Raw genomic sequence first — 19146 nt, forward strand, 5'->3', positions numbered from 1 at the left:
AGCCCGAAACGCTTTGTTCGGGCTTGAAGTGTCCAGATCATCGCGCCACGGTGATCACCCCGTCACCCACGCTCCTGTGGTTGGCGTTTTCCGAAGTAGAAAAGGACCCCAAAATGGCCCCAAAGAAAAAGGTCGCCGGTCTGATTAAACTCCAGATCGAAGCAGGCGCAGCTTCACCTGCTCCACCAGTTGGCCCAGCACTTGGCCAACACGGTGTGAACATGATGGAGTTCGTCAAGGCCTACAACGCTGAGACCGAATCCATGCGCGGCAACATCGTTCCAGTAGAAATTACTGTCTACGAAGACCGCTCATTCACCTTTATTACCAAGACCCCACCAGCATCCCAGTTGATCAAAAAAGCTGCCGGTGTTGCAAAAGGCTCGGGTACCCCTCACACCGCCAAAGTCGGTAAGATCACCACTGCTCAGGCGCAAGAAATCGCCGAGACAAAAATGCGTGACCTCAACGCCAACGACCTCGATGCGGCAACCAAGATCATCGCCGGTACTGCCCGTTCCATGGGTATCACCGTCGAAGGCTAACCCCAAACATTCTCAAAATCCGTGGTAGGGCCGAGCGCGGTCCGTTGACACCACAACTGCATAAGGAGAACAAGCAGATGGCAAAGCGCAGCAAAGCATATAGAGCAGCCGCGGCGAAAATCGAAGATCGCCTCTACGCGCCAGCTGAAGCACTTGCTTTAGTAAAAGAAACCAACCCATCCCAGCGCGACAGCACCGTTGAAGTCGCTATGCGCCTGTCGGTAGACCCACGTAAAGCTGACCAGATGGTCCGTGGTACCGCCAACCTGCCACACGGCACCGGTAAAACCGCTCGTGTGGTTGTCTTCGCAACCGGTGCGAACGCCACCGCAGCCGAAGAAGCCGGCGCCGATTACGTTGGTTCCGACGACCTGGTAGAACGTATCCAGGGTGGCTGGACTGATTTCGATGCAGCAGTTGCATCCCCAGACATGATGGGTCTCGTTGGTCGCCTCGGTAAAATCCTGGGTCCACGTAACCTCATGCCAAACCCACGCACCGGTACGGTTACCCCGAACGTTGCCCAGGCAGTCAAGGACATCAAGGGCGGTAAAATCGACTTCCGCGTCGACCGTCACGCGAACTTGCACTTCATCATCGGTAACACCAGCTTCACCGAAGAACAGCTGACCGAGAATTTCGCAACCGCACTGGACGAAATCATTCGTCTGAAACCATCCGCAGCCAAAGGTCGCTACATCACCAAATCCACTGTAGCCACTACCTTCGGTCCTGGTATTCAGATCGATCCAAACGTCACCCGCGTACTCGCCGAAGAAAACTAACTTCGTGCCCAATAACCTTGGGTAGTACGTACGCAAGCAGGCCAGGAACAATCTTCCTGGCCTGCTGTCGTTTTAACCGGCTGCGTCCCAGAACCCCCAGGGACTGGGACGCAGCCATCTTTTTCCCACAGGCTATTGGACTGTGAAGAAGACTGCGTCGGAAAACAGGCCTGGCGAGACCTTCAGCGTGCCGTCAGCGATTTCATCTTCAGGTACTTCGAGGGAGATGTTGCCGGTGGCAGAGGCCCCTTCGTACAACGTCTCGAGCGAATCGAAGCTATTGGGCGCAACCACCATCGAGTCGTGACTGGCAAACGAATTGCCACCGGCTGAGACATATTCCACTGTCACCCATGGGGTTTCGCCTTCGGGATCGGTGCCTGTGTAGGTCGCACTCACTTCGACCATGATGTAGACATTTCCATCAGCCGGTGCTTCATTGAACGGGTTCTCAGCCATAATGACGTCGGTTGCATCAAGGTCAACACTATTGATCGTTACCTCCCACTCGGAGTCACTGATTGTGGAACCAATAGCCAAGGGATTCGCTCGTGTGCCATCCTCGGCGTCAGCGTCAGCAGACTCTGCAGCGTCTTCGTCAACGACTATGTCTTCGGGTTCTTGCATTTCCGCTCCATCGATTGGCGACTGAATCTGTGTTTCTTCATTGAACGCCTCGTCCACAGCAGAACCTACGACACCGATGAAGACGATCATGCCAATAAACGTGCCGACAATTGAGATGATAAGTGCCGCGATACCTTGTCCACGCTTTTGGTTCTTCATGAAAAGCGAGACGATGGACAAAATAAAAGCAATAGGCAGTAGGATCCACCCCAGGATCATCGCGCCTGGAATCAGCGCAAAGACTGCCCCAACAATCGCAGTGACCAGCGCGATAAGCCCGATGACATTACGCTGTTTCGGGGGTTGTGCTTGAGATTGGACTGGCCGGAATTCGGTGTCGGTTGTCATAGTGACCTTTCAAATGGGTGCGAGGAAATATCAACACTGCTCACGCTATACAGAATGCACAAGGCGGCGTACCGCCTACCAGGTACATCGTGATACCCGATCGGGTAAGGCCCATTGACCAAAAGTGTGAACGATAGCGCTCTCAAGGTAGCTAAACTGGCTCATCATGACGACAACGACGAGGAAAAACCGCTGGTGGCCGATGGTGGCCCAGGTGTTGGCAATCTCCTGCATGATCCTGACCGGGTTTTTGGTCAGCATGTTGGCCATCATGACGACCCCAGAGAACTTCGTCGATGCAACCCAGATGGAGATTTCTGACCTGGGCGCCGTCCGTTTCTTGCTGGCCACTATATTGTTACTTTTGATTCCCTGGTATCGAAAGATTCCGTTGGTTTTGATCATCGCGGGTGGATTTCATGCGGTGGTTATTCAAGGTGATCCATTCGTTCTGGCTGTGGGTCTGACCGTGTGGATCGTGCGAGCCGAAAGACGGTGGCAGTGGATAGTAGCCGGGACCGGCTTACTTGCGATCCTCATCAATATTGGGTGGCATGTCCTCGCGCTGCTGCGGATGCCGAGTAGTGATGTTGCGGTCGAGGCTTCGATTGTTGCCGTATTAACCATTGGCTTTCTGACACTGGGTACCGTGCTGGCTACCTCCTTGCTGACCCGGCAACGCAGACGCATCGAGCAAGCCGATGCAACGGTGGTCGCGGTCGAACACGACCGCGACAATATCTCTACCCAAATGACACGGCAGACTGAACGTGAGTATCTGGCACGCGAAGTCCATGACACGCTGGCTCAACGTCTGACGGCATTGTCATTACAGACTGGACAAATGCAGAGGCACTTAACTGGCCATGATGACGCAGAACTCGCTACCGCGCTGCAAGCAACGAGACAGTATTCAGACCAAGCGCTACGAGACTTGCGAAATCTTGTCACCACGTTGCGCGATCATGGGGAGAAAGAGTCGACAGTTCCATCCGTGGCTCCGGATGGCTTCGACGACCTCAAGAGACTGTTTGATGACGCCTCGGACCAAGGACTCGTGGTATATCCACTCATCGTGCTCAACGGCTATGACACAGCACCCGATGAACTCCAGCGAGCAGTTTTACGCATAACCCAAGAAGCTCTGACCAACGTGATGCGCCACAGCCCGGATCAAACAGTCCAACTGCGATTCGAGGGGCAACCAGGGGAGGAGCTGCGGATGGAATTCATGAACCGTCGCGATACACAAGCGACTTTCGACGCAGGGAGTGGCACAGGGATATTAGGTATAACAGAGCGGGCAGAGCTGCTTGGTGGAAACGCTCATGCCGAACTCCTGCCAGAGTATTTCCGTCTCACGATCCGACTTCCCTGGCAACAGGAGCAAACCGCGCCCTAACCTGCACTGTATGCGGTGATAAGCTCTGCTGTGTGGCAATTCAGGTGTTGATCGTGGACGATGAGACGTTAACCCTACGGAGTCTTGTAGCGATCGTCGAATCTGACCCCGAACTTACCGTTGCTGGTACGGCCAATAACGCTATTGATGCACTTCAACAGATTCGGGATATCCGACCCGACGTCGTCATTATGGACCTGTACCTGCCAGGCGAGTTCGACGGGGTGGAAGCTATTCGGCGGATCCGTAATTTATTCGATCCACCCAAAGTCATCGCGGTAACAAGTTTCGACTTGGAGTCTTATACTCGGGGAGCGCTCGAAGCCGGCGCCGTGGGCTTCATCTTGAAAAACGATGCCGAAGCACTGTTGAACTCAGCGATACAGGCGGCAGCCGCTGGTGATCCCATTGTCTCTCCGCAGACCACTAGCCGATTGATTCGAAGCTTCCTCAAACCCACGACGGCACCTGAAATAGTCCAGGCGCGAGATCGTATCGCGTCGCTTTCAGAGCGTGAATTACAGGTAGCTCATCTCATCGGGCACGGGAAGGCTTACAAACACATTGCGGTCGAGCTCAATATCGCGCCCGACACAGTAAAATCCACAGTCACCAGGGCAATGCAGAAGACCGGTGCTGACAACGGCGCCCAATTAGCTTATCTCGTCGGGCAAGCTCGATTAGATATGGATGAGACTGACTGATCTGGCGCAGAAAATGTTCACGATCGCGTTGAGGAATCATCAGTTTGGCCGATTTGCACATTCAGAATGCCACTGTGTAAAGTGTTCCATACCGAAGACCGCCGGTCGTGTTCACATGTGTTAAATAGGTGAGACTATAAAAGCTCAATCCATGAGCGGCCCGCGCAGGTGAACATGACAGCATAGACCGACTGCGTCTTAGAGCAGTTTTAGAATCTTTGCGCCCTGTGCACCTGCACGGGGCGTTTTTTGTGTTTGAGCGGCCGGCATATCCACAAAGGAAGGAGTGCCATGGCGAATGCTGAAAAAACTGCAGCCGTGGAAGAGCTGACGGACCTATTCCGCAACTCATCTGCCGCAGTCGTCACAGAATACCGTGGTCTCACCGTGCAGGAGATCACAGCTCTACGCCGTGCCCTGGGTGAGAACGCTACTTACGCCGTGGCGAAGAACACGCTGACTGCCATTGCGGCAGAACAGGCCGGAGTAACTGCCCTAGAAGGCAAACTCACCGGTCCTACCGCAATTGCATTCGTCTCGGGTGAAACCGTCGACGTTGCAAAAGTCATTCGTGATTTCGCCAAAGACCACGATAAGTTGGTCATCAGGGGCGGCTACATGGATGGCCAGCCTCTTGAAGAATCCGATGTTAGACAGCTGGCAGATCTCGAATCTCGCGAGGTTCTGCTGTCGATGATGGCTGGTGCAATGAAGGGCTCCCTGTCCAAGGCTGCCGCGACATTCCAGGCTCCAATCGAAAAAGCTGTTCGTCTTGCAGAAGCACTGCGAGAAAAACAAGAACAAGCTGCCTAATCTCTGGCACCGAGTGTGCCGCCCTACTCAACACAAGACTTTTAGTACAAAGGAGCCAATCTCATGGCAAAACTGTCCACCGAAGAACTGTTGGATGCTTTCAAAGAGCTGTCCCTGCTAGAGCTATCCGAATTCATCAAAGCATTTGAAGAAGAATTCGATGTAACCGCTGCTGCCCCAGTCGCAATGGCTGCTGCTCCAGCTGGCGGCGGCGACGATGCCGGTGCTGCTGAAGAACAGACCGAATTCGATGTTGTCCTCGAATCTGCCGGTGACGCCAAGATCGGTGTTATCAAGGAAGTACGCGCTCTGACCTCGCTGGGTCTGAAAGACGCTAAAGACCTCGTTGACGCTGCTCCAAAGGCCGTCCTCGAAGGCGTCGACAAAGCTGCTGCAGATGCTGCCAAGGAAGCTCTCGAAGGCGCTGGCGCTACCGTAACCCTGAAGTAAACTTCAGTAACGGACGATCAGCACCAGTTCTGATCTCGTTCTAACGTCACCCCGCTGCATCTGCAGCGGGGTGACGTGTTTAAAACTGAAACCCCTTAACAGGTGCGTGTTCGTCCTGCAGTCAATTCGACTTCGATTGCGTGTTACCTAGAGGTCGCCGATTATTTACCACGGAGATTCCGTGCCCCTTCTGACCGGTAGTATCGGCCGCGAAGATCCGACAGACCGCTGTTCAGCAAACGAGGATTGACAATGAAGTGGGCCTTTGTCCGACATGGACATACACAGTGGAGCCGAAAACGACTATTGCAAGGACGAACAGACAACCCGTTGAGTGCCGAAGGGTACTTCGAATCGACCAAAGCAGCGCAAAGGCTGCAACGGTCGGGGCAGTGGCAGGCGATCTATTCGTCGTCCCTTGTACGCTCGGTTCAATCCGCGCAGCGTATTGCAGAAATCCTGGATATCGGTCGGGTCCACACAGTCGATAATCTCATCGAACGTGACTTTGGCCCAGCGGAAGGAATCCACTTGGGGGACTTCGACGAAGAAACGCGAAACCAATTGATGTGCGCAAAAGAATCTTGTGAAGCTGTGAGGGCTCGGGCGCTCGACGCCTTCCGCTATATAGCCCAGCGTCACCGTGCGCACAATGTCATCTTGGTAGGCCACGGCAATTTGTTTCAACTGGGTCTATCCGCCGTACTGGGAGAAGAACAGCCGCTTCTGCCCAACGGGGATGTTCTCGAGTATCCTGCTGAATATTTTCTCAGCTTGTAATTTCTGTATTCCTCAGCGAGCGTCCCGTATGAGCCTGGCCGCGCGTCTCACATCAACGTCTGCGACGTCCACGAACCGTGGCTAGCCTCCGATAGCGCTCATCGTGCGTTCCGGTTGCACGAAACCAGGCATCCCGAGCCCAGTCGTGGTCTGACCGTGGGCTTTCGGTTTATGCCACATCGCTTCTCGCCAGGCATCGGCGATCACCTCATCAGAAGAGCCGTCACGCAAAACTTCCATGAGATCTGTTTCAGTATGCGAAAACAAACAGGAGCGGACTTTTGCATCAGCGGTGATTCGCGTGCGGGTGCACGCTGCGCAGAATGGTTCTGTCACCGAGGCAATGATGCCTACCGTTCCTAAAACTTTACCGGTGTGTTGGGATTTCACGTCGAAGAGTTCTGCTGGGGCGGAACCGCGTGGTACCTCATGTGGAGTTAAGGTATATACCTGCGAGATCTGTTCTCGGATTTCGGCGGCTGTCACCATGTTGTCGCGGGTCCAGTTGTGGTCAGCATCCAGTGGCATCTGTTCGATAAAGCGTAACTGGTATCCGTGTTCGAGAGTCCAGGTGAGAAGCTCAGCGGCTTGATCGTCATTGAGGCCACGCAATAAGACAGCGTTGATTTTAATGGGGTCTAATCCAGCTGCCTTAGCAGAATGCAATCCCTCAAGTACTTTGGTGAGTCGGTCGCGACGGGTAATTTTAGCGAAAGTCTCAGGACAGACAGTGTCTAAAGAAACATTAATCCGCGATAGTCCAGCCGCTACCAGGTCATCGATTTTTTTCTCAAGATTGATGCCGTTGGTGGTCATGGCTAGCTCAATCTGTGGGTGTGCACTATGCACAGCACGAATGATGTCGACCAAATCGGCTCTCACCAGGGGTTCGCCGCCGGTAAAGCGGATCCCTTCAATACCAAGATGGGTTATCGCGATATCAGCCAATCGAATGACTTCATCTGCAGTGAGCATGTCATTTTTCTTAAGCCAGTCCAGGCCTTCAGCAGGCATGCAATATCGACACCGTAAATTGCATTTATCAATGAGCGACATGCGAAGATCAGTGGCGGTACGACCAAATTGGTCTATCAAACCAGTCAAGGAGTGCTCCTTACCATCACAACAGCCAAAGCGTTGTTTAGGTTGTTGGGGCGGGGGATGGGTGTTTCATCTTATAGTTAGTCTAGACCCTGTCAATAGTCGATGAAAGGTAGTCATGGACCACCAGCTCAGCCACGTTCGTTCCGATGGGTCGGCCCACATGGTAGACGTTACCGGTAAGGCCAGCACGGCTCGGTCATCTCGAGCCCAAGCTGTAGTGCACACAAGAAGCGATGTTATCGACTTAATCATGGACGCCGATCTGCCCAAAGGTGACGCACTGCCTGTGGCCCGCGTTGCAGGCATTATGGCTGCCAAGAAAACCTGGGAGACTATTCCGCTGTGCCATCCCATACCGTTAGGAAAGATCACCGTCGATTTCGAATCTGACGTTGAAACCGGCACCCTACGAGTTATTACTTTGGTGAAGACTCAAGGTGTCACCGGGGTGGAGATGGAAGCACTGACGGCCGCATCGACGGCAGCTTTGACGATCTATGACATGATCAAGGCCGTGGACGCTCAGGCCGTTATCACCGATATCAAAGTCTTAGAGAAAACCGGTGGAAAATCCGGTGACTGGGCCATCCCCGGACCGGAGGATGACTCATGACGATGTCAACGGAAACCTATGCTGATACCCTGGCTCGGTTGTTGCTGGACACGGTAGGGGAGCTGCCGGCCCTTCCTTTACCACTAACGGAAGCTATGGGCTGGCGGCTGGCCGCTGATTTGGTAACAAAACACCCATCACCCCGCTTCGACAATTCTCAGATGGATGGCTATGGCATTGGGTACGCCAACGTAGCAGGTGGCAGGTTTCGGGTTGGACCTGATGTCCCAGCCGGTACCGACCCGGCAGATATTTATCACTACGGCGTCAACGGTTATGGCCACGACACAGCTGTGCCGATTATGACCGGAGCAAAAATCCCCGAAGATGTAGTTGCAATCATTCCGGTAGAACAAACTGATCCGCCCCATTTTGTTGCCACCGGTGAATACGTACACCTTCCCTCGGTCGAGGTTGGTACCTTCATTCGAAAAACCGGTAGTGATTTGCCTGCTGGAACAGTGTTGGCGCGCGAAAGTACGGTAGTGGATGCTGCCCTGATTGCCGCTGCGGCTTCTCAAGGAATCGCAGAATTGACCGTCAAGGCACGTCCAAAGATTGCAGTCATCGCCGGCGGTGACGAGGTAGTTGCTGGCAGAGCCCCCAGAGAGGCACAGATCTTTGATGCAAATACTCCGTTGATGCGCGGCTTTGCACAGACGCATGGCATGGATATTATCGCCACCGGTTCTACAACTGATGAACTGCGCGACTTTCAATCAGAAATCGATCGTCTGATTCGTGACCATGCCCCAGATATCATCCTCACCTCTGGAGGTATCTCCGAAGGTAAGTATGAAGTAGTGCGTCAGCTGCTGGAACGCTTAGAAGTATCTTGGGTCGGCAAAATTCAGCAACAACCCGGCGGCCCACAGGGATACGGGGTCTACGGTAGAACACCAATTCTTGCCCTACCTGGTAATCCCATCTCAACCCTGGTCTCATTGCGCATGGTAATTGTTCCCGCACTATGGAAAGCCTTTAGATCGGGTTGGGCCCCAGTAGCGGTGCAAACCAAGGTCAACAGCACCGTGACCGGTATCCGCGGTAAGACCCAATATCGCCGGGCTATGATCGGACTGCAAGGCGCAGATCTCGTGGCGCAACTACAAGGTGAAGCGAGCTCGCATTTACTTGCTCAAGCAGTGGGCTCAAACGCACTGTTAGAAGTTCCACCACTATCCCGCTTCAAGCCGGGGCAAACCGTAACCGCACATCTATTTGCCGATGCAACATTCGATGTTGCTGTCAAACCATTGCCACGTATGCAGTCTCAATCCGTATCTGAAGGCCGTGACACTCACGGGGGACAAGGAAAAACCGCTCAAGTCATCATTGCTTCCACTCGCGCCGCTGCTGGAACTTATGAAGACGAAGCCGGTCCCCAAATTGTCAGCTGGTTGCGTTCTAAAGGTTATGTCACACCTAATGCAGTAGTCGTTGCTGACCATGACCTGGCCGATACGATCGCGCAGCTCGTATCCGATGACCAAGAAGCATTGCCTGATGTACTCATCACGAGCGGTGGCACAGGGATTTCTCCCACCGATCAGACCGTAGATGTCATTGGCGAGATCCTAGATGTTCAATTGCCTCATGTTATGACGGCAATTCTTCTCGAAGGCCTGAAACACACCCCCAATGCCGCACTCTCTCGAGGCATCGCCGGCGTCGTGGGTAACACCTTCGTGGCGACCCTGCCCGGCTCATTAGGTGGAGTTAGGGATGGCATGACTGTATTAGACGAGATGATCGATCACATCGTGGATCAAATCCGTGGTGAGGACCATCAACGCTAGTCAAATGCACCACTAGTCGGAGGCCGTTAAAACGAGCTCATGGCGTGCATGTGCTGAGCTGCAATGTACCAGCCGTGTTCGCGCCTTGTGCTCAGTAGCTCAAGGTGCTGCGCATCGCCTGCAGTATGGCGTTGGCAACTTCGACACCCGTCACGTCCGCGTGATCGTGGATGAAGCGATCAGCTTGCAGGTTGTAGACGTGCCCGGGTAAGAACTGGTATGACGTGGCAGTGTCCCAGTCACGTAAGAATGCTTCGGCGACATTTACCTCCCGGGTGTCGGGCTCCATCTCTTCCTATACCGCCGTAGGGGTCGTTCTAATCACCCACCCTCACCACTGGCTTCAAATGTGCATAAGGCTGCATCGGCTTTGATTGTAGAAATCGAATGCGTGAGTTGCGCATGCACAGGGAAATCCGGCCAGAGTTTATAGATCGTTCGAAAACGAAAAGCCGCGACCGCCATGGAAGGAATATCCCCGGCCTGTGACTCGCTGCTACGTCTGGCAGCTTGGTGTTCGTCAGCCGCGATAAGTTTCTTCCACTGAGACATAGTCATTTCACACCGAAAGTATGTCTTCGAAATGCGGGTTATTCCCCAGGGAGCAACCTCATCGTCCAGGTCCGGATGAAGCTCCTCTGCTGGACCGACGATGACTCTTTGAAAAAGATCGGCAAACGCCCGAGCGGCTTCAGCTAACCCATCGACGTACTGCACTTTCAGCTCGATGAGATAAGGGCCGTAATCCTCTTCGTGGATTCCGAGCCCCCATAATGCACGCTTTGCGGGGTCTTCCAGTCCAGGCGGAGCCGTTTGCCGGGCCATGCGCTCGGCTCGAAACTCATCATCCAGCGGTCTGACCGAATCATCTGGGGGCTCCATATCGCAACCCTATAAGCCCAGATCGCTCCGGCCTACGGGCTGGCAGGGTCTTCTGCGCCGGTGAGATGGGATGGCGCAATCGACGCGCTAGAACGCTCCACTTCAAATGGACTCTTACCTGGTTTTTGACAGAGACTCTCTGCCCTTGAGAACCACAAACGGTCCCATACGCCCGAAAGCGAGTCCGGTGACACGGGGCAAAGAGTGGCTCGACGGGGTAACGGAGTTACAACTCGCCACGAGCGAAGATTGTGCAACAAATTTGCGACCCGCGTCACACTCGTAGGTGAAATTGTCAATAAGTCGCGAGCGCCTACTGGACAAAAGGTGTTGAGTCAAGCTATGCTGATTCTTTGCGTATCCCTGTCTTCAGGTCGTTTTGGTGCCCCGGCCCTAATGCCGAGTTCACCATCTCCACAGGATCATACACAAGAGCGGCTTGACCTTCATATAGCGGTGGGTCCCGTGTCTTTGTCCTCGTGGCGTATCTGAGTAGATGAACGGGCACTGCGCGTCTTTAGATACTTGGAAGGTCTGTGAAAGGATCGCTGTTGGTCGCTTCTAGCACCTCTGATAACACAACCGCTACAAACTATCGGCATGGCTCTTCAGCCGGTCGTATTTCTTTTGCAAAGATTGCTGAGCCACTTGATGTGCCCAATCTTCTTGCTCTGCAGACGGAGTCTTTTGACCGTCTCGTCGGCAACGAACGCTGGGCCGCGCAGGTCGCACATGCACAAGAGATCGGCGATGACTCGGTAGTCACAACTTCAGGTTTGGCAGAGATTTTTGATGAAATCTCGCCGATTGAAGATTACCAAGGCACGATGTCTCTGTCGTTTTCCGACCCAGAGTTCTCGGACCCGAAGATGGGCGCCGAGGAAGCTAAAGAACGTGATGCTTCCTACGCTGCTCCGCTGTATGTCAAAGCCGAGTTCATGAACTACAACACCGGCGAAATTAAACAGCAGACTGTCTTCATGGGTGACTTCCCGCTGATGACCGATGAAGGTACCTTCATCATCAACGGTACCGAGCGTGTCGTCGTCTCCCAGTTGGTCCGTTCCCCGGGCGCTTACTTTGAGCGCACCCCGGATAAGACCACTGACAAAGATATTTATACCGCGCGCATCATCCCATCGCGCGGTGCTTGGTTCGAATTAGAAATTGACCGTCGTGACCAGGTTTCGGTCCGTTTGGACCGCCGCCGTAAACAACCAGTCACTGTTTTACTCAAGGCCATGGGCTGGACCGAAGCTCGCATTCGCGAAGAGTTCGGCCAGTACGACTCCATGATGCTGACCCTGGAAAAAGACGGCATTGCCGACCAGGCCGAAGCGCTCAAAGATATTTACCGCAAGCTGCGTCCGGGCGAACCTGTTTCGGTGGACTCCGCGCAGAACCTGCTGGCTAACCTCTACTTCACTGAACGTCGTTACGATCTGGCGAAAGTCGGTCGTTATAAACTCAACCGCAAACTCGGCGTCGACGCACCACTCGGTGACCCAGCATCGCTGGTCCTGACTGAAGACGACGTCACACAGATGGTGCACTTCATTGCGGCACTGCACAACGGTGACTCCAAAATCAAGGGCACTCGTAAAGGCCAAGAAGTCGACGTTCCGGTAGAAGTCGATGACATCGACCACTTCGGTAACCGTCGTATCCGTGCGGTTGGTGAACTGATCGAAAACCAGATCCGTACCGGTCTATCCCGGATGGAACGTGTGGTTCGCGAACGCATGACCACCCAGGACGTTGAGGCCATCACGCCACAAACCCTGATCAATATCCGTCCGGTCGTTGCTGCCATCCGCGAGTTCTTCGGAACCTCGCAGCTGTCGCAGTTCATGGACCAGGGGAACCCGCTGGCCGGGTTGACCCACAAACGTCGTCTGTCCGCGCTGGGCCCAGGTGGTCTGTCGCGTGATCGCGCCGGTATGGAAGTCCGTGACGTGCACCCATCGCACTACGGTCGTATGTGCCCCATTGAAACCCCAGAAGGTCCAAACATTGGGCTGATCGGTTCGATGGCAACCTATGGTCGCATCAACTCCTTCGGGTTCATTGAAACCCCGTACCGCAAGGTCATTGACGGTCGGGTCACCGACACCGTTGAATACCTGACCGCCGATGACGAACTGCACGTCCAGATCGCTCAGGCCAACGCAGTACTCAACGATGACGGCACCTTCGCTGAAGAGCTCGTCATGTCCCGTCAGCGCGGTGGTGACGGTGAGCCAATTCTCGCCGATCCATCCGATATTGACTACATGGACGTGTCCCCACGCCAGATGGTCTCGGCTGCAACCGCACTGATCCCATTCCTTGAGCATGACGATGCGAACCGTGCGCTCATGGGTGCCAACATGCAGCGTCAGGCCGTGCCACTCGTCGAGTCGGAAGCCCCACTGGTCGGTACCGGCATGGAGAAACCCATCGCCGTTGATGCCGGTGACTCGGTCATCGCGCAGAAACCGGGTGTGGTTACCGAAGTCGCCGCAGATATGGTCACCGTCATGGAAGACGCAGGCACCACCCGTCATTACACCATCGCCAAATTCGAACGCTCCAACCAGGGCAACGCCTACAACCAGGTTGTGCGCGTTTCCGAAGGCCAACGCGTCGAATACGGCTCGGTTCTAGCTGATGGCCCATCCACCGATAACGGTGAACTGGCCCTGGGCAAGAACCTGCTCGTGGCCTTCATGCCATGGGAAGGTCTGAACTTCGAAGACGCGATCATCGTGTCCCAGCGCATGGTCTCCGACGATGTGCTGACCTCGATTCACATCGAAGAATACGAAGTCGACGCTCGTGACACCAAGCTGGGTGCCGAAGAAATCACCCGCGACATTCCAAACGTCTCGGAAGAAGTTCTGGCACAGCTCGACGAACGCGGCATCATCCACATCGGTGCCGAGGTCGAATCCGGTGACATCCTGGTCGGTCGTGTCACACCAAAGGGTGAAACCGAGCTAACCCCGGAAGAGCGCCTCCTGCGCGCCATCTTCGGTGAAAAATCTAAGGAAGTCCGTGACACCTCTTTGAAGGTCCCACACGGTGAATCCGGAACCGTCATCGGTGTTCGCATCTTCGACCGCGACGAAGACGACGATCTCCCAGCAGGCGTCAACCAGCTGGTCCGCGTCTACGTAGCGCAGAAACGTAAGATCCAAGACGGTGACAAAATGGCTGGCCGCCACGGGAACAAGGGCGTTATCGCCAAGATTCTCCCGATGGAAGACATGCCATTTATGGCCGACGGAACACCAGTTGATATGATCCTGAACCCACTGGGTGTTCCAGGACGTATGAACCTGGGTCAGGTCATGGAACTACACCTCGGATGGGCCGCCGCCAACGGTTGGAAGATCGAAGGCGAACCAGACTTCCTGGCCAAGCTGCCGAACCTGCCGCGTGAAACCGGACCGGTCAACGTTGCCACCCCGGTCTTCGACGGTGCAGAAGCCGAAGAAGTCACCGGCCTACTGGGCCACGTCAACCCCACCCGCGACGGCGAACGCCTCATGGGTACTAACGGGAAGGCGCAGCTGTTCGACGGTCGCTCTGGAGAGCCATTCCCAGAGCCGATCTCGGTTGGCTACATGTACATGCTGAAACTGCACCACTTGGTTGACGACAAGATCCACGCGCGTTCAACAGGACCGTACTCGATGATTACCCAGCAACCACTGGGTGGTAAAGCACAATTCGGTGGTCAGCGCTTTGGTGAAATGGAGGTATGGGCACTGGAAGCATACGGTGCCGCATACACCCTGCAGGAACTGCTCACCCACAAATCTGACGACGTCCACGGCCGTGTCAAGGTCTATGAAGCCATCGTCAAGGGTGAAAACATTCCAGAACCAGGCGTTCCAGAATCGTTCAAGGTATTGATCAAGGAAATGCAATCCTTGTGCCTGAACGTGGAAGTACTTTCCGCCGACGGTCAATCCATCGAAATGCGTGACTCGGATGAAGATTCATTCCGTGCTGCTGAAGAACTAGGCATCGACCTCTCCCGGGCTGAACCCAGCTCGGTAGAAGAAGTCTAAGTTCCACACACAACAAAGTCTTTCATCCACTTTAGAACCAGGAGTTCATAGGACAATGTCCACAGAAAACTCATTCGGCCTCATGCGCATCGGACTGGCCACCGCAGACCAAATCCGCGAGTGGTCCTACGGTGAGGTCAAGAAACCTGAAACCATTAACTACCGCACACTGAAGCCAGAAAAAGATGGCCTGTTTTGTGAGCGCATCTTCGGTCCAACCCGCGACTGGGAATGCTATTGCGGCAAATACAAGCGCGTCCGTTATAAAGGCATCATTTGTGAACGCTGTGGTGTAGAAGTCACTCGTTCCAAAGTTCGTCGTGACCGCATGGGCCACATCGAACTGGCTGCACCAGTCACCCACATCTGGTACTTCAAAGGTGTCCCATCCCGTCTTGGCTACCTGCTGGACCTGGCGCCAAAAGATCTCGAAAAGATCATCTACTTTGCCGCCTACATGATCACCAGCGTTGACGAAGAAGCTCGTCACGCCGATCTACCAAACCTGCAGGCCGAGCACGACCAGGAAATCAACTTCCTGAAAAAACAGCTCGACTCCGACATTGCTGCCATTTCGCGTGAGCTCGAAGAAGAGCTCGCCGAACTGGAACAATCCGGTGCTAAAGCCGCAGAGCGCGAAAAAGCCAAATCCTTGGGCGAAAAAACCATGGCACAGGTTCGCAAACGCTCTGAAGCCGAAATCGCCCAGTTGGAAGAAGTTTGGGATCGCTTCAAAAACCTGAAGGTCGGCGACCTGGAAGGCGACGAACAAGTCTTCCGTTCGCTGCGTGACAAATACGGCGAATACTTCGAAGGCTCGATGGGTGCTGAAGCAATCCAGCGACGTCTGCAGACCTTCGACCTGGAAGGTGAATCTGAAAAGCTTCACGAAATCATCCAGACTGGTAAAGGCCAGCGCAAAACCCGTGCGCTGAAGCGACTGAAAGTGGTCAACGCGTTTTTGACCACCGACAATAAGCCAGAAGGCATGGTCTTAGACGCCGTCCCGATCATTCCACCAGAACTGCGCCCAATGGTGCAGCTCGACGGTGGCCGTTTTGCGACCTCCGACCTCAACGACCTCTACCGTCGTGTGATCAACCGCAACTCGCGTCTGAAGCGCCTGCTTGAATTGGGTGCCCCAGAGATCATTGTCAACAACGAAAAGCGCATGCTGCAGGAATCCGTCGACTCGCTGTTCGACAATGGCCGCCGCGGCCGTGCCGTCACCGGACCGGGCAACCGTCCGCTGAAGTCACTATCTGACATGCTCAAGGGTAAACAGGGCCGTTTCCGTCAGAACCTGCTGGGTAAACGTGTCGACTACTCGGGCCGTTCGGTCATCGTGGTCGGTCCACAGCTGGAACTGCACCAGGCCGGTCTGCCAAAGCAGATGGCACTGGAGCTGTTCAAACCATTCGTCATGAAGCGTCTGGTCGACCTGAACCACGCGCAGAACATCAAATCTGCCAAGCGGATGGTCGAACGGACTCGCCCACAGGTTTGGGACGTGTTGGAAGAAGTCATTACCGAACACCCGGTACTGCTCAACCGCGCACCAACCCTGCACCGTTTGGGTATCCAGGCGTTTGAACCACAGCTGGTCGAAGGTAAAGCTATCCAGCTGCACCCGCTGGTCTGTGCCGCATTCAACGCAGACTTCGACGGCGACCAGATGGCAGTTCACCTGCCGCTGAGCCCCGAAGCCCAAGCCGAAGCGCGCCTGTTGATGCTGTCGTCCAACAACATCCTGAAACCATCCGATGGTCGCGCAGTTGCCGTGCCATCACAGGATATGATCATTGGTCTGAACCACCTGACCGACGTCCGCGACGACGTCGTTGGTGTAGGCAACGCCTACTCCTCGCTAGGTGAAGCAATCATGGCCATGGACGCCGGCAAGGTACACCTGAACGCAACCGTGACCATCGGTGTGCACGACTTTGTGCCATCCGAGGTGCAAACTGCTCCAGAAGGTTGGGAACCAGGACAGCGCGTCAACCTGGAAACTACCATCGGTCGCGTGTTGTTCAACCGATTGCTGCCAGCCGACTACCCGTGGGTAGAAGTTGTCGCCACGAAGGGAACGCTGGGCGAATTGGTCAACGACCTCGCTGAACGCTACCCGTTGGTTTCTACTGCTCGTGCGCTGGACAACCTCAAAGACGCTGGTTTCTACTGGGGTACGTGGTCGGGTGTCACCGTTGCGATCTCTGACATCACTTCGAACTTCGACAAAGCGTCGATTATGGAAGGATATGAAGATCAGGCAACGAAGGTTCAGACCCAGTACGAAACCGGTCTGATTTCGGATGACGAACGCCGCGCCGAACTGATCGACGTCTGGAACAACGCCACCGACGAAGTGGCCGCCGCAATGCAGGCCGGTATGGGCAAACAGAACGCCATTAACCGCATGGTCACCTCCGGTGCTCGCGGTAACTGGCTGCAGGTACGTCAGATTGCCGGTATTCGTGGCCTGGTAGCCAACCCGAAGGGTGAGATTATCCCACGTCCGATCAAGTCCTCTTACCGTGAGGGCCTGTCGGTACTGGAATACTTCTCCGCTACCCACGGTGCTCGTAAGGGCCTGGCCGATACCGCGTTGAAGACCGCGAACTCTGGTTACCTAACCCGCCGTTTGGTCGACGTGTCTCAGGACGTTATCGTCCGTGAAGATGACTGCGGTACCAATAAGGGACTCGTCACGGTCATCGCCGAACCAAACGAGAACGGCGAACTGGTACTGGTCGACGACATCGAAACGTCAGCTTACTCTCGAGTACTGGCCCGCGATGCCAAAGACGCTGACGGCAACGTGATCGTCGAAGCCGGCAAGGACATCGGCAGCACCAAGCTGGATATTTTGCGCGATGCCGGAGTCACTGAGATCCGCATCCGTTCGGTTCTGACCTGTGACTCAGCTGTTGGAACCTGTGCCAAGTGCTACGGTCGCTCGATGGCTACCGGCAAGGTTGTCGACATTGGCGAAGCTGTCGGTATTATCGCAGCACAGTCGATTGGTGAACCAGGTACACAGCTGACCATGCGTACGTTCCACACCGGTGGTGTCGCATCGGCTGACGATATTACCCAGGGTCTGCCACGTATTCAGGAACTCTTCGAAGCCCGTACCCCGAAGGGTGTCGCCCCAATCTCCGAGGTCGCCGGTCGCGTGACCATCGAAGAAGACGACAAACAGGTTCGTCTGGTGCTCACCCCGGATGACGGTTCCGAAGAAATGGCCTACCCGGTGCTGCGTCGTTCGCGTCTGCTCGTCGAAGACGGCCAGCACGTGGACGTCGGTACCCAGCTGGTTGCTGGGGCCATCGATCCTAAACAGGTCCTGCGTGTCCTTGGTCCACGCGCCGCCCAGAAATTCCTGGTCGACGAGGTCCAAGAGGTCTACCAGTCACAGGGTGTTGGCATTCACGACAAACACGTGGAAGTCATCGTCCGTCAGATGCTACGTCGTATCACCATCATTGACTCTGGTGAAACCGACTTGCTACCAGGTGAACTGGCTGACCGCGCCACCTTCGTTGCCGCCAACCGTGCTGCCGTTGCCGAAGGCAAACGCCCAGCCGTTGGTCGTGACGAACTGATGGGTATCACCAAGGCCTCGCTAGCAACCGACTCGTGGCTATCGGCCGCTTCCTTCCAGGAGACGACCCGCGTGCTGACGCAGGCCGCCATGGAAGGCAAGGCCGATCCACTGCTCGGCCTGAAGGAAAACGTCATCATTGGTAAGCTCATCCCGGCCGGAACCGGTCTGGACCGCTACACCAACGTCGCCGTTGAACCGACCGATGAGGCCAAGGCCAACATGTTCACCGGTGCCGCAGCATTCCCGGATTTTGATTACCCGGGCATGGACACCGAAATCGGTGGCGACTTCCACGCTATCCCGTTGGAGGACTACGGAATGGGTGGCGACTTCCGCTAACCTCGTAGGCCACTAAAACCGGCCCTCAACCTAGAAAGAGCCAGTGCGAATTTTCGCACTGGCTCTTTGTTGTCTCACTAAATAAACATTAACTATTGCTGGCGCTGACGCCGCTGCTTAAATATCTGAGCCATGACAAAGCTATACAACCCCACGAACCAGCTCAGCCCCACGCCAACCCAGTTGGTCGGGTCCGTCGCAACGAGCGTGATGATCCCAACGATAATAAACAACGACCCGAAACCGGTCAGCAGCAAAACTAACGCGGTCGAGGGCAGGGTAGGGTTTTT

At 54.9% G+C, this 19146-nt stretch carries 16 protein-coding genes; 11 read left to right on the plus strand and 5 right to left on the minus strand.

All coding sequences use genetic code 11. From position 1 onward, the window contains the following. Nucleotides 1–113 precede the first annotated feature (113 nt). Both rplK and rplA read left to right on the plus strand, forming a co-directional pair. Nucleotides 114–545 (plus strand): 50S ribosomal protein L11, encoded by a 432-nt coding sequence (rplK, locus tag FB556_RS13095; RefSeq protein WP_141868514.1) that lies wholly within the window; start codon nt 114–116, stop codon nt 543–545. Nucleotides 546–622: 77 nt separating this feature from the next. After that, a complete protein-coding gene (gene rplA / locus FB556_RS13100; RefSeq protein WP_141868472.1) occupies nt 623–1330 on the plus strand; it encodes a 50S ribosomal protein L1 in 708 nt (235 codons plus the stop codon). A gap of 132 nt (nt 1331–1462) precedes the next feature. Here rplA and FB556_RS13105 read toward each other — a convergent pair whose 3' ends face one another. After that, complete coding sequence (locus tag FB556_RS13105) at nt 1463–2305, minus strand: ABC-2 family transporter permease (protein ID WP_141868474.1); 843 nt, start codon at nt 2303–2305, stop codon at nt 1463–1465. A 166-nt stretch (nt 2306–2471) separates the two neighbouring features. Here FB556_RS13105 and FB556_RS13110 point away from each other — a divergent pair, with 166 nt between their 5' ends. The 5 genes from FB556_RS13110 (at nt 2472) to FB556_RS13130 (ending at nt 6454) form a co-directional block, all read left to right on the plus strand. After that, a complete protein-coding gene (locus tag FB556_RS13110; RefSeq protein WP_141868476.1) occupies nt 2472–3707 on the plus strand; it encodes a sensor histidine kinase in 1236 nt (411 codons plus the stop codon). Nucleotides 3708–3739: 32 nt separating this feature from the next. Beyond that, nucleotides 3740–4411: a response regulator transcription factor gene (locus FB556_RS13115; protein WP_141868478.1), complete on the plus strand. Its 672-nt coding sequence runs from the start codon at nt 3740–3742 to the stop codon at nt 4409–4411. Nucleotides 4412–4702: 291 nt separating this feature from the next. Beyond that, nucleotides 4703–5224, plus strand: coding sequence for a 50S ribosomal protein L10 (gene rplJ, locus FB556_RS13120; RefSeq protein ID WP_141868480.1), 522 nt, complete (start codon nt 4703–4705; stop codon nt 5222–5224). Nucleotides 5225–5287: 63 nt separating this feature from the next. Further along, a complete protein-coding gene (gene rplL, locus FB556_RS13125; protein WP_043058759.1) occupies nt 5288–5674 on the plus strand; it encodes a 50S ribosomal protein L7/L12 in 387 nt (128 codons plus the stop codon). Between the two features lie 252 nt (nt 5675–5926). Further along, nucleotides 5927–6454: a histidine phosphatase family protein gene (locus tag FB556_RS13130; RefSeq protein ID WP_141868482.1), complete on the plus strand. Its 528-nt coding sequence runs from the start codon at nt 5927–5929 to the stop codon at nt 6452–6454. An 81-nt stretch (nt 6455–6535) separates the two neighbouring features. Here FB556_RS13130 and moaA read toward each other — a convergent pair whose 3' ends face one another. Further along, nucleotides 6536–7558: a GTP 3',8-cyclase MoaA gene (moaA, locus tag FB556_RS13135; protein ID WP_141868484.1), complete on the minus strand. Its 1023-nt coding sequence runs from the start codon at nt 7556–7558 to the stop codon at nt 6536–6538. A gap of 115 nt (nt 7559–7673) precedes the next feature. Here moaA and moaC point away from each other — a divergent pair, with 115 nt between their 5' ends. Then, nucleotides 7674–8171: a cyclic pyranopterin monophosphate synthase MoaC gene (gene moaC, locus FB556_RS13140; RefSeq protein WP_141868486.1), complete on the plus strand. Its 498-nt coding sequence runs from the start codon at nt 7674–7676 to the stop codon at nt 8169–8171. Beyond that, nucleotides 8168–9970: a molybdopterin-binding protein gene (locus tag FB556_RS13145; RefSeq protein WP_141868488.1), complete on the plus strand. Its 1803-nt coding sequence runs from the start codon at nt 8168–8170 to the stop codon at nt 9968–9970. Before moaC ends, FB556_RS13145 begins: the two co-directional genes overlap by 4 nt. A 91-nt stretch (nt 9971–10061) precedes the next feature. Here FB556_RS13145 and FB556_RS13150 read toward each other — a convergent pair whose 3' ends face one another. Both FB556_RS13150 and FB556_RS13155 read right to left on the minus strand, forming a co-directional pair. Next, complete coding sequence (locus FB556_RS13150) at nt 10062–10259, minus strand: hypothetical protein (RefSeq protein WP_141868491.1); 198 nt, start codon at nt 10257–10259, stop codon at nt 10062–10064. Nucleotides 10260–10291: 32 nt separating this feature from the next. Beyond that, the gene (locus FB556_RS13155) at nt 10292–10852 is read right to left on the minus strand and encodes a hypothetical protein (RefSeq protein WP_141868493.1); all 561 of its coding nucleotides are present in this window, start codon (nt 10850–10852) and stop codon (nt 10292–10294) included. A 551-nt stretch (nt 10853–11403) separates the two neighbouring features. Here FB556_RS13155 and rpoB point away from each other — a divergent pair. Beyond that, nucleotides 11404–14910 (plus strand): DNA-directed RNA polymerase subunit beta, encoded by a 3507-nt coding sequence (gene rpoB / locus FB556_RS13160; RefSeq protein ID WP_141868494.1) that lies wholly within the window; start codon nt 11404–11406, stop codon nt 14908–14910. A 55-nt stretch (nt 14911–14965) separates the two neighbouring features. Next, a complete protein-coding gene (locus tag FB556_RS13165) occupies nt 14966–18856 on the plus strand; it encodes a DNA-directed RNA polymerase subunit beta' (protein ID WP_141868353.1) in 3891 nt (1296 codons plus the stop codon). Between the two features lie 92 nt (nt 18857–18948). On the opposite strand, the gene FB556_RS13455 is transcribed toward FB556_RS13165, so the two are convergent. Continuing rightward, nucleotides 18949–19146: hypothetical protein (locus FB556_RS13455; RefSeq protein WP_170200481.1), on the minus strand; the 198-nt coding region annotated here is incomplete at its 5' end.

The organism is Enteractinococcus coprophilus, assembly GCF_006716305.1.
Taxonomy (GTDB): domain Bacteria; phylum Actinomycetota; class Actinomycetes; order Actinomycetales; family Micrococcaceae; genus Yaniella; species Yaniella coprophila.